The 12,003-nt window shown below is 62.6% G+C and carries 10 protein-coding genes; 6 read left to right on the top strand and 4 right to left on the bottom strand.

Annotated elements, in window-relative coordinates:
- Positions 1 to 14 precede the first annotated feature (14 nt).
- Positions 15 to 434, bottom strand: coding sequence for a hypothetical protein (locus JKA62_RS16910; RefSeq protein WP_011336072.1), 420 nt, complete (start codon positions 432 to 434; stop codon positions 15 to 17).
- Positions 435 to 542: 108 nt separating this feature from the next.
- Between JKA62_RS16910 and hrpB the strand changes: the two genes are divergently transcribed.
- A complete protein-coding gene (gene hrpB / locus JKA62_RS16905; RefSeq protein WP_011336071.1) occupies positions 543 to 3,062 on the top strand; it encodes an ATP-dependent helicase HrpB in 2,520 nt (839 codons plus the stop codon).
- Positions 3,063 to 3,065: 3 nt separating this feature from the next.
- Here the strand turns inward: hrpB and JKA62_RS16900 are convergent, their stop codons facing one another.
- Positions 3,066 to 3,980 (bottom strand): LysR family transcriptional regulator, encoded by a 915-nt coding sequence (locus JKA62_RS16900; protein ID WP_007958716.1) that lies wholly within the window; start codon positions 3,978 to 3,980, stop codon positions 3,066 to 3,068.
- A gap of 239 nt (positions 3,981 to 4,219) precedes the next feature.
- On the opposite strand from JKA62_RS16900, the gene JKA62_RS16895 reads away from it, so the two are divergent.
- The 5 genes from JKA62_RS16895 (at position 4,220) to JKA62_RS16875 (ending at position 10,030) form a co-directional block, all read left to right on the top strand.
- On the top strand, positions 4,220 to 5,713 hold the full coding sequence (locus tag JKA62_RS16895) for an aldehyde dehydrogenase (RefSeq protein ID WP_011336070.1): 1,494 nt from the start codon (positions 4,220 to 4,222) through the stop codon (positions 5,711 to 5,713).
- Positions 5,714 to 5,745: 32 nt separating this feature from the next.
- A complete protein-coding gene (locus JKA62_RS16890) occupies positions 5,746 to 7,116 on the top strand; it encodes an aspartate aminotransferase family protein (protein WP_011336069.1) in 1,371 nt (456 codons plus the stop codon).
- Positions 7,117 to 7,414: 298 nt separating this feature from the next.
- On the top strand, positions 7,415 to 8,392 hold the full coding sequence (locus JKA62_RS16885) for an ABC transporter substrate-binding protein (protein ID WP_201818737.1): 978 nt from the start codon (positions 7,415 to 7,417) through the stop codon (positions 8,390 to 8,392).
- A gap of 10 nt (positions 8,393 to 8,402) precedes the next feature.
- Positions 8,403 to 9,206: an ABC transporter permease gene (locus JKA62_RS16880; RefSeq protein ID WP_007958721.1), complete on the top strand. Its 804-nt coding sequence runs from the start codon at positions 8,403 to 8,405 to the stop codon at positions 9,204 to 9,206.
- Complete coding sequence (locus JKA62_RS16875) at positions 9,194 to 10,030, top strand: ABC transporter ATP-binding protein (protein WP_011336067.1); 837 nt, start codon at positions 9,194 to 9,196, stop codon at positions 10,028 to 10,030. Before JKA62_RS16880 ends, JKA62_RS16875 begins: the two co-directional genes overlap by 13 nt.
- 2 nt (positions 10,031 to 10,032) lie before the next feature.
- On the opposite strand, the gene JKA62_RS16870 is transcribed toward JKA62_RS16875, so the two are convergent.
- Both JKA62_RS16870 and JKA62_RS16865 read right to left on the bottom strand, forming a co-directional pair.
- Positions 10,033 to 11,109: an endonuclease/exonuclease/phosphatase family protein gene (locus JKA62_RS16870; RefSeq protein ID WP_041475435.1), complete on the bottom strand. Its 1,077-nt coding sequence runs from the start codon at positions 11,107 to 11,109 to the stop codon at positions 10,033 to 10,035.
- Positions 11,110 to 11,183: 74 nt separating this feature from the next.
- Positions 11,184 to 11,858, bottom strand: a complete 675-nt coding sequence (locus JKA62_RS16865; RefSeq protein WP_218189661.1) for a YciC family protein — start codon at positions 11,856 to 11,858, stop codon at positions 11,184 to 11,186.
- Positions 11,859 to 12,003 lie beyond the last annotated feature (145 nt).

The raw sequence follows: 12,003 nt of genomic DNA, 5'->3' as shown, positions 1-12,003 counted from the left end.
GGTGCGTCAATTCCTTATGCGGCAGGTTGCAGGCCGAACATCGCCAGTTGCTGGGTGCTGCCCTTGTGCTGGATCAGGCGCGGGTCGTCCAGCGGCAGATTGCGGCCCAGCTCCGTTTCGAGAATAGCCTGCAACTTGAGGTTATCGACTTGGCCGTCCGGGCCGATGGCTTGCTTGAGCCTGGCCGGATCAACTTGCGCCGTGTGGCCCGGTTCGAAATAGATCGCGCCGGTGGCAAAGTCCACGGCAAACGCGATCACGCCCGGAAGGATATAGAACAGCAGGCCCACGGCATCGAGCACGGCGATCGCCGGGTCGATCTTGCCGTCGATCTGGCCGCGCCGGTCGGGATAGAAAATCGAACCGCACGCGGTGATCTGAGTGAGCAGGGTGGCAACCAGTACACCGCCGATCAGGCGAAAAGGTAAGCGCATGGGAATCTCCTGAGTCATCTGTTAACGAAGCGTCATCGTGTGAAGTTAAGACCCTGACGAACGCTCAGCAGTTCGCCGTTATACTCGCCGCTCTGTTTGGGAGCCAGCATGATTTCTTTGCCGATCGACGAAGTTTTACCCGCCCTGCGTGAAGCGTTGGCGACACGCCACGAAGCCGTGCTCGAAGCACCGCCCGGCGCCGGTAAAACCACCCGCGTGCCCTTGGCCCTGCTCAATGAAGCATGGCTGAACGGGCAGACCATTCTCATGCTCGAACCGCGTCGACTGGCCGCGCGCGCAGCGGCGGAACGGCTGGCCAGCGAGCTGGGCGAGAAGGTCGGTGAAACCGTCGGTTATCGCATCCGCCTCGACAGCAAGGTTGGCCCCAACACCCGCATCGAAGTGGTCACCGAAGGCATCCTCACCCGGCGTTTGCAGGACGACCCGGCACTGGAAGGCGTGGGTCTGCTGATCTTCGACGAATTTCACGAACGCAGCCTCGACGCCGATCTGGCGCTGGCCCTCAGTCTGAACGGTCGCGAGCTGTTTCGAGCTGAACAACCGCTGAAGATTCTGCTGATGTCCGCCACCCTTGAAGGCGAACGTCTGGCCGGTTTGCTCGACAACGCGCCAATCCTGCGCAGCGAGGGCCGGATGTTCCCGGTGACGATGCGCTGGGGCCGGCCGTTTCAGCCCGGCGAATACATCGATCAACGTGTCACGCAAACGGTGCTCGAAGCGCTGCACGATGAAACCGGCAGCCTGCTGGTGTTCCTGCCGGGGCAGGCGGAAATCCGGCGGGTTCATCAGCAACTGGCGGACGCCATTGGTGAGCGCAGCGACGTGATGCTCTGCCCGTTGCATGGCGAACTCGACCTGAATGCCCAGCGTGCCGCCATCGACCCGGCGCCGGCCGGCCAGCGCAAAGTGGTGCTGGCCACCAACATCGCCGAGACCAGCCTGACCATCAACGGCGTGCGCGTGGTGATCGACGCCGGGCTGGCGCGGGTGCCGCGTTTCGACCCCGGCAGCGGCATGACCCGCCTCGACACCCAACGCATCTCCAAAGCCAGCGCTACCCAGCGTGCCGGCCGGGCCGGGCGTCTGGAACCGGGCGTGTGTTATCGCCTGTGGTCGCAGGATCAGCATGAACAACTCGCGGCTTATGGCAGTGCGGAAATCCTTTCGGCGGATCTCGCAGGGCTGGCGTTGCAACTCGGGCGCTGGGGCGTGGCGCCGAGTGATTTGATCTGGCTGGATGTGCCGCCAGCGGCCGCTTATGCACAGGCTCAGGATCTGTTGCAGCGCCTCGGTGCGCTGGACGGTGAAAGCCTGAATCGCCACGGTCAGGCCATGGCTGAATTGCCGGCGCACCCGCGCATCGCTCATTTGCTGTTGCGCGGTCAGGCTCTGGGGCTGTCGAACATGGCTTGTGATGTTGCCGCGTTGCTCGGCGAGCGCGACATTTTGCGCGGTGCGGGGGCGGATCTGCACAGTCGTCTGGTGCTGCTGTCCGGCGAAGAACGCGCGGCCCGCGGTGCTCAGGGCGGCGTGCAGCGTGCCCGGCAACTGGCGCGGCAGTATCACGGCTACCTGCGCGGTAAGGCCAGCGAACCGGTCGCCGACCCGGATCATCCACGCTGGCTCGGCGCGCTGCTGGCGCTGGCCTACCCGGACCGCGTCGCCCAGCAGCGGCGGGCCGGTGGCGCCGAATATCGACTGGCCAACGGCCGCGCCGCGCTGTTCGCCGAACCCGACAGCCTGATGAAGGAACCGTGGATCGTCATCGCCGACCTCGGCAGTCGCCAAGGTCAGCGTGAAGAGCGGATTTATCTGGCGGCGGATTTCGATCCGGCGCTGTTCGATTCGGTGCTGGCGGAACAGGTGCACAACGTCGATCAACTGGACTGGGACGAACGCGAAGGCGTGCTGCGCGCCGAGCGTCAGCGCAAGGTCGGCGAACTGATCCTCAGCCGCGAGCCGCTGACCGGTCTCGACGAAAACGCCCGCAGTCAGGCACTGGTCAATCTGGTGCGGCGCAAGGGGCTGGAGCTGCTGCCGTGGACCCCGGAACTGCGCCAGTGGCAGGCGCGAGTCGCGTTGCTGCGTCAGCTCGACCTGGACGCCAAGGGCGACAGCCAATGGCCGGATGTCAGCGACGCAACGTTGCTGAAAACACTCGAAGACTGGCTGATGCCTTACCTGGGCAAAGTCTCGCGCCTCAGCCATTTCGCCAACCTCGACCTGTCGAGTATCGTGCGTAATCTGCTGCCTTGGCCACTGCCGCAACAGCTTGATGAACAGGCGCCCCATCACCTGAGCGTGCCGTCAGGCTCGTCGATTCGCCTCGACTACAGCGAGCAACCACCGATTCTCGCCGTGCGTTTGCAGGAGCTGTTCGGCCTCGCCGACACACCGCGCATCGCCGGCGGTCGGCAGGTGGTCAAGCTGCACCTGCTGTCGCCCGCACGGCGCCCGGTGCAGGTGACGCAGGATCTGGCCAACTTCTGGCGCAGCACCTATGCCGAGGTGAAGAAGGATCTGAAGGGGCGCTATCCGAAGCATTACTGGCCGGATGATCCGCTGGTGGCTGAAGCCACCGCACGAGCCAAACCGCGCGGTACGTGAGAGTCAGCGGCTGGCCTTCGCGGTCAGCTGCTCCCGACAATAATCGGCAAACAACTGCGCCGGTTTGGTCAGTTGTCCACGTTTGAGCCACGCCGCCACCAGACCTGACCCGGTGACATCTTCGACGATGTCGACGCACACGACTTTCTTGCCGTCGTAGGTGCATTCCGAATGCGGGCGGGTGACCAGGATCGAGAAGCCGAAACCTTGGCCGACCATGCCGCGCACCATTTCGATCGACGGCGAGCTGAACTCGATGCGCGGCGACAGGCCGAGTTCTTCGAACAGGCTGACGAAGTAGGTGCGGCTCGGTTGCACGTCGAGCAGGATCATCGGTTCCAGGCACAAGTCCCGCAGCGAAACCTGCTTGAGCTGGGCGAAGCGGTGATCTGCCGGGAGCAGGGCATAAGGCCGTTGGGCCGGCATCAGCGGTTCGGTTTCGATGGTGGCATCGAGGTCGTGTTTGTAGAGGATTGCCAAGTCGAAGGTGCCCGAGGTCAGGCCTTGCACCAGTTCCTGTTGTTCGCCGTCGCGGATGCGGATCTTCACCCCCGGATACAGCGCCGAGAAGCCCGCAATCAACTGCGGCAGGTACAGCGGCGCGACGGTTTCGAAACAGCCGATATCGATCTGCCCGGCCACCACGTCGTTGTCGGCGAGGGCGTTCTGTTCGAACTCCTTGGCCATGCGCAGCAGTTCCTGAGCCTTGCGGAAGAACCGCGCGCCGCTCGGTGTCAGCGACACGCCCTGAGCGTGATGACGGATCAGCAGTTGCACGCCGAAGCTGTCTTCCAGCCCCTTGATCGCCGTGGAAATCGCCGGTTGCGCGATGTACAGCTTGCGCGACGCTTCGGCGACGCTGCCGCATTCGACGGTGGTGATGAAGTATTTCAACTGACGCAGGTTGTAAGCGGCCACGGTGAACCTCAAAGCGAACGGATTTCACATCCAAGCAATTTGTAAGCCGCCGGCCTCCGTTCTGTCGGCGGTTTTTTTGTCCCTGAACAATAGCCCCATACGCGCGCGAAGGGGCCATCGGCTGGTTACCTTTTTTATTGTCTGCGAAGACATTTTTACTGGTTTTAGCGCGCACGGGCCTGAGCGACTATCGACCCCGCACTGTTCTCAAAAGAATAAAAGTCCAAGGAGCAACCACCGTGTTCGAGCTTGCAGACTGGCAGCGCAAGGCCGCTGAATTGAGCTATCCGTACCAGGCCGTGATCGACGGCAAATTGCGTGCGGCGCAGTCGGGGCAGACCTTTGCCGCGATCAACCCGGCCACCGGCCAGCTGCTGGCAAACGTCGCCGCGTGCGGTGAAGAAGACGTCGATGCGGCGGTGCAGAATGCGCGGCAGGTGTTCGAGGCCGGCACCTGGGCCGGGCGTTCACCGACCGAGCGCAAGCAAGTGCTGCTGCGGCTGGCGGATCTGATTCTGGCCCATCGCGAAGAGCTGGCGCTGCTCGATTCGCTGAACATGGGCAAACCGGTGATGGACGCTTACAACATCGACGTGCCGGGCGCCGCCGGGGTGTTCCGCTGGTACGCCGAAAGCCTCGACAAACTCTACGATCAGGTCGCGCCAAGCGCCTCGAATGTGCTGGCGACCATCACCCGCGAAGCGCTGGGCGTGGTCGCTGCGGTGGTGCCTTGGAATTTCCCGTTGGACATGGCCGCGTGGAAACTCGCGCCGGCGCTGGCGGCGGGCAACTCGGTGATTCTCAAACCCGCCGAGCAATCACCATTCTCTGCATTGCGCCTGGCCGAGCTGGCGCTTGAAGCCGGGCTGCCGGCCGGTGTGTTGAACGTGCTGCCGGGGCTCGGCGAACAGACCGGCAAAGCCTTGGGCTTGCACCCGGATGTCGATTGCCTGGTGTTCACCGGCTCGACCCAGGTCGGCAAATATTTCATGCAGTATTCCGCGCAGTCGAACCTCAAGCAGGTGTGGCTGGAGTGCGGCGGCAAGAGCGCCAACCTGGTGTTCGCCGACTGCCAGGATCTGGATCTGGCGGCGCAGAAAGCCGCGTTCGGGATCTTCTTCAATCAGGGCGAAGTCTGCTCGGCCAACTCGCGGTTGCTGGTGGAGCGCTCGATTCATGACGAGTTCGTCGAGCGACTGAAGGCTCAGGCCGAACGCTGGCAGCCGGGCGATCCGCTGGACCCGGCGAGTGCGGCCGGGGCGATTGTCGACACCCGTCAGACCGAAAGCATTCTGCGCTTCATCCACCAGGCCGAGCGTGAAGGCGCGACCCGCGTCTGCGGCGGGCGGCAGCTAAGTTTCAACGGTTCGGACAACTTCGTTCAGCCGACGATTTTCACCGACGTGCAGCCGCACATGACCCTGTTTCGCGAAGAAGTGTTCGGCCCGGTGCTGGCGGTTATTCCGTTCGATGACGAGGCCCACGCCTTGCACCTGGCCAACGACAGCGTCTACGGTCTGGCGGCGTCGCTGTGGACCGATGATCTGCACCGCGCGCACCGGGTGGCGCGGCAATTGCGAGCCGGTACGGTGTCGGTCAACAGCGTCGATGCGCTGGACGTGACCGTGCCGTTCGGCGGTGGCAAGCAATCGGGTTTCGGCCGCGATCTGTCGCTGCACTCGTTCGACAAATACACCCAGTTGAAAACCACCTGGTTTCAACTGCGCTCATGACAGCCGCTCACAACAAGAAAGGAGATCCGGCGATGACCACCTCACGTGAAACCCGCGACTACCAGGCCGCCGATGCAGCGCACCACATTCATGCGTTCGTCGACCAGAAAGCCCTCAACGACGAAGGCCCACGGGTGATGGTGCGTGGTGATCGCCTGCATCTGTGGGACAACGACGGTCGGCGCTACCTCGACGGCATGTCCGGGCTGTGGTGCACCAACCTCGGCTACGGGCGCAAGGATCTGAACGCCGCCGCGAGCCGGCAACTGGAGCAGTTGCCGTACTACAACATGTTTTTCCACACCACCCACCCGCAGGTGATCGAGCTCTCCGAGCTGCTGTTCAGCCTGCTGCCGGGGCACTACAGCCACGCGATCTACACCAACTCCGGCTCCGAGGCCAACGAGGTGCTGATCCGTACCGTACGCCGTTACTGGCAGGTGCTGGGCAAGCCCGAGAAGAAAATCATGATCGGCCGCTGGAACGGCTATCACGGTTCGACCCTGGCCGCGACGGCCCTCGGCGGCATGAAGTTCATGCACGAAATGGGCGGGATGATTCCCGACATCGCGCACATCGACGAGCCGTACTTCTTCGCCCACGAAGGCAATCTGACCCCGGCGGAATTCGGTCTGCGGGCGGCGCAGCAACTGGAAGCGAAGATCCTCGAACTGGGCGCCGACAAGGTCGCCGGGTTCATCGCCGAACCGTTCCAGGGCGCGGGCGGGATGATCTTCCCGCCGGAAAGCTACTGGCCGGAAATCCAGCGCATCTGCCGCCAATACGACGTGCTGCTGTGCGCCGATGAAGTGATCGGTGGCTTCGGTCGCACTGGCGAATGGTTCGCCCACGAATACTTCGGTTTCGAGCCGGACACCCTGTCCATCGCCAAGGGCTTGACCTCCGGTTACATCCCCATGGGCGGGCTGATCCTGTCGAAGAAAATGGCCGACGTGCTGGTGGAGCAGGGCGGTGTGTTCGCCCACGGTCTGACCTATTCCGGGCACCCGGTGGCGGCGGCGGTGGCGATTGCCAACCTCAAGGCGCTGCGCGATGAAGGCGTGGTGACGCGGGTCAAGGATGACATCGGCCCGTACCTGCAACAGTGTCTGCGCGAGGTGTTCGGCAATCACCCGTTGGTGGGCGATATCCAGGGCACGGGCATGGTCGCGGCGCTGCAACTGGCCGAAGACAAGGCCACGCGCAAGCGCTTTGCCAATGAGAACGACATCGCCTGGCGCTGCCGCACGATCGGTTTTGAAGAGGGGGTGATCATTCGCTCGACACTGGGGCGGATGATCATGGCGCCGGCGCTGATTGCCAGTCGTGAAGAGATTGACGAACTGGTGGGCAAGACGTTGAAAGCGCTGGATCGTACCGCGCAGGAATACGGTCGGCTCTGATTTGAAACCTGTGTGAAACGCTAACAATCGCAGCCTTCGGCTGCGATTTTTTTGAGCTTTGCACCCACCTCGGGCACCCCCGTCCGACACGCCCTTTCGCGGTGCGCACTACCCAGTTTTTTCATCGTTCGCGTCTAACTATTTCCTCGTTTTCCTTACGCCAAGCCTGGGTCAACATCGATTTCGCCAGCCAAGGCATTGCCCGCCAGAGTCCAGCAGAGACCGCAGCGTGCATCCGCGCCGACGAGGCTGGCCGTACTGCCCATGACAACTAAATCAACAGCGTTGGGAGTGCTCCATGAACAAGTCCTTGTTTACCCGTCTTGCATGTCCTCTGGCGATTTCCGCCCTTTCCGTCACCGCCGCCCAGGCCGGCACCTTGTCGATTGGCCACACCACGTGGGTCGGTTACGGCACCCTGTATCTGGCTCAGGATCTGGGCTATTTCAAGGAAAACGGTCTGACCGTCGAATTGCCGGTGGTCGAAGAAGCGTCGATGTACATGGCCGCCCAGGCATCCGGGCAATTGTCCGGCTCGGCCTCGACCATCGACGAAGTGCTCAAGTACCGCCCGCAGTTCTGCTTCAAGGCCGTGGCCGCGCTGGATGACAGCCATGGCGGCGACGGTGTGCTGGTCGGCAAGAACGTGAAGAGCCTGCAAGAACTCAAGGGCCAGGCCGTGGCCGTCAACGAAGGCTCGACCTCGCAGTTCTGGCTCTCGTACCTGCTGAAAAAGAACGGCATGAGGATGAGCGACATCACCGTGCAGAACATGACCGCTGACGATGCTGCCACCGCGTTCATCGCCGGTCGTGTGCCGGCCGCCGTGACTTGGGAGCCGCATCTGTCGATGGTGCGCGACAAGCAGCAGGGCAAGGTGCTGATCGACAGTAGCAGTACGCCGGGGGTGATCGTCGATGTGGTGGCGCTCAATTGCACGGTGATCGAGAAGCAGCCGGAAGACGTCAAGGCGCTGGTCGCCGGTCTCTACAAAGCGGTGCAGTTCACCAAGGACCATCCACAGAAAGCCTACGAAATCATGGCCAAGGGTGTCGGCGGTTACCTGTCCGATCCAAAGGAACTGGCCGCCGCTGCGCAGGGCGTGCGCTTCTACGATCAGGCCATGAGCGAAAAACTCCTTGGCTCGCCGGGCAAGCCGGGTGACAGCGCACCGCTGATCAAACTGGCCAACGAAACCGCCAGCGAATTGCAGGGCAAGCCCTACAACGTCAGCAACGACGATCTGGTGGATAACCGTTTCGTCAGCCCGCTCTAGGAGACTACTCATGTTCAAGCGCAATTCATGGCTGAGCCGCTGCATCACGCCGAAGACCGGGTTGCCGGTGCCGGTGGTGTGGAGCGCCAGCGGGCTGGCCTGGGTGTTGCTGGTCGGCCTGTGGGCCGGGTTGTCCTACGGCGGCATCGTGCCGGGGATGTTCCTGCCGACGCCCGGCGCGGTGGTTGAAGCGGCGGTGCGTCTGAGCCGCGACGGCACTCTTGGCCAGCATGTCTGGGCCAGTGTCGAAGTGGTGATGGTCGGTTTCATCGTGTCGTCGCTGGTGGCGGTGCCGCTGGGTTTGTTGATGGGCAGTTTTCGCATCGTCCAGGCGTTCCTCGAACCGCTGGTCAATTTCATCCGCTACCTGCCGGTGACCTCGTTCGTGCCACTGTTCATCCTCTGGATTGGTATCGGTCTGGAGCAGCGGGTGTCGGTGATCATTTTCGGCGTGTTCTTCCAGCAACTGGTGATGATCGCGGACGTGTCCAAAGGCATTTCCAAGGACTTGATCAACGCCTCCTACACCCTCGGCTCGAACCGGCGTGACGCGGTGCTGCATGTGATCGCCCCGGCGTCGTTGCCCGGCGTGCTCGACACCTTGCGGGTGACTATGGGCTGGGCCTGGACCTATCTGGTGGTCGCCGAACTGGTCGCCGCGTCCAGTGGCCTCGGTTACTTGAGCCTCAAGGCCATGCGCGGCTTTCAGGTCGATGTGATTTTTCTCGCCATCGCGATCATCGGCCTGCTCGGCCTGGTCACCGATCAACTGTTCCGCTTCTTGCGTTTGAGGATTGCCGCATGGGCTCAGTAACCGCTGCCAACCGTCGTTTCATCGAGCCGGTCGCCGCACCGGCCCACGCCGCGCCAAGGTTGCAGGTGGACAAGGTCAGCCTGCGCTACAGCAAACCCGGCGGCGGTACATTCACCGCGTTGGAAGAAGTGTCGTTCGAGGTGCCGGATCAGCAGTTCGCGGTACTGGTCGGGCCGTCGGGCTGCGGCAAGTCGAGCCTGCTGTACCTCACTGCCGGCCTGGCCGAGCCGACCTCCGGCGAAATCTACGTCGGCGGCCAGCAAGTGCAGGGCCCCGGCGCGGATCGCGGGATGGTGTTCCAGAGCTACACGCTGTTTCCGTGGCTGACGGTGCGGCAGAACGTCGAGTTCGGCCTCAAGCGCCGGGGCATGCCGGCGGCCAAGCGCAAGGAGATTGTCGATCACTATGTGCACGAAGTCGGCCTGTCGGGATTTGCCGACAACTACGCCAAGCAGCTCTCCGGCGGCATGATGCAGCGGGTGGCGATTGCCCGGGCACTGGCCAACGATCCGCAGATCCTGCTGATGGACGAACCCTTCGGCGCCCTCGACAGCCAGACCCGCCTGCAAATGCAGCAGCTGTTGTTACGGGTGTGGGGCAACAGCAAGAAGACCGTGCTGTTCGTCACCCACGACATCGACGAGGCGATCCTGCTTGGCGACCGGGTGTATGTGATGGGCGCGCGGCCTGGGCGGATCAAGCAGATTCTCGATGTGCCGATCGAACGCCCACGCACCCTGGACATGGTGATGGAGCGCTCATTCATCGACATGAAGCGGCAGATCTTCGGGCTGTTGCACGATGATCTCGAAGAGACTCATTGAGGTCAGTTGGGCGGCAGGAGGAACTTGGCAATCACCGGCAGATGATCGGAAATGCGCAAGGTATCGTCCTGCCGCACCGTGGCTTCGACCCGTTTGATCTTCGGGCTGTAGAACAGATAGTCGACCGTGCGGTCCGGGCCGTTGAGGCCGGGGTCGTTGGGGTAATGGGTCAGCCACTTGGCGCGGTCGATGCCGCTGGCTTCGTTGTTGGTCGGGATCATCGGGTACTTGTCCCACAGCACATGCAGCGCACTGTCGGCGGAGTACGGCGTGCGCTGCTCGGTGGGCAGGCGCCGGTACTGGCCAAGTGGCAACAGGTTGAAGTCACCGCCGATCAGCCACGGCGTGCCGTGGCTTTCGTGTTTGTCGAGAACCTTTGCCACCGCGGTCACCTGCGCCTGCAAGGTGTCGTCCGGTTGGGTGGCGCGATCCAGATGGGTGTTGAACACCACCAGTTGCCCGCCATCGCTGAGCGGCAGGGTGGTGGCGAGCAGGGCATCTTTCGGCTGGAACTGACGGCTGATGAAATTCGCCGGCTGCACCGGCAATTGCAGGCGTTCGGCGTGTTCGATGCGGTAGCGGCTGAGGGTGGCGAGTTGCCGGCCGACGCTGCCGAAGATGTGCGGATCCGGGACGAAATCGGCCTTCCAGTCGAAGGCGTGGGCGCTGCACGGGTAGAGGTCGGTGAGGCGTTCCTGCAACAGCTTGAGCTGGTTCTGATAGTCGCTGGCCTTGGCGCCGTCATCCAGTTCCTGCAACAGCACCACGTCGGGCTGTTCGTCGCGGATCACCCGCGCCACTTCATCGAGGCTGAACGCCATGTCTTCCGGAGTCGGGGCTTCGTCGTCGCCTTGCGCCAGGTCATTCCAGAACACGTAGCGCTTGCCGGCCAGGTATTGCACGTTCCAAGTCATGACTTTCAGGGCCTGGCCGGGGACCAGCATCGGCGGTTGCCCGGTGCAACTGACCGGCAGGGTTTCCCGGGCGTCGGGGCGCCAGGTCAGGCTGTAGATCAGCGTGCCGATCAGGGCGAGGACGAACAGTACGGGCAACAGGATGTAGCGCAGTAGACGGGTCATGGCTCGGCTTATAGCGATACGGAAGTGGTCCCGAGCATACCCGAGACCCATCCATCAGCCCAAGCTCGGTGCAGTCAGACTATTCCGTCACGTTTGTCGGGCAATTCGCTGATCAGCATGAACAGGCGGAACAGCACCACGCTGGTGAACAGTTGCAGGAAGCTGTGGCCGCTGTCGATCAGCACCGCAATCAACGGATTCTGCGGATCGGGATAGACCTGCAAAGTCAGGCCCTTGAGCAGCCACAGCGGCCCCATCACACACAGAATGCACACCAGAATCCGCAGAAAATGCCCACGGCTCAGGCGCAGGCTTTCCTTCATGGCCTGCAACGGACCGTAACCGCGCAGCACCAGCAGATATTCACCGAAGGCCAGAGTGACCATCAGCCACAGCCCCGGCAGGAAGTACAGGGAAAGACCGAGCAGGATCAACAGCGTGTTCAGTGCAGTCAGCAGAGCGAAGCGCGGCCATAGACGAGCGGCCATCGCCAGCAGATCGCGGGTTTGCGGGGATTCGCCGCGGGTGCGGGCATCGAGGAAAAGAATCAGCGCGGCGGTGTACAGCGGATACACCAGCAGGCCGACGATCACGCTGATGGCCGAGTAGCCGTCCGGATCGCTGGCATGGTCTACCACCTGTTGCAGCACGGCTTCGACAATCACCAGCGGCAGGCACAACTGGACGATCCGGCCCAGATTGCGTTTGAAGAAATACAGGGAGTCGCGCAGCACATCGAAGGCATTCATCAGTCGGTATCGCAGGTCAAAAACAGTGGCCCACTTTAACCGATGATCCGTTTCGCTGCGCAAACGTAAACGTTCGGTAAAGGTCATTGAAACATTCTGTTGCTGCCTCCATTACAGAGGTGCGCCTTCTCCGACGTGGAGGAGG

It is taken from the genome of Pseudomonas sp. B7 (assembly GCF_016735645.1).
Lineage (GTDB): Bacteria > Pseudomonadota > Gammaproteobacteria > Pseudomonadales > Pseudomonadaceae > Aquipseudomonas > Aquipseudomonas glycinae.
Note: the sequence above shows the minus strand (reverse complement) of the source record. Positions and strands in the feature narration are given on the sequence as shown.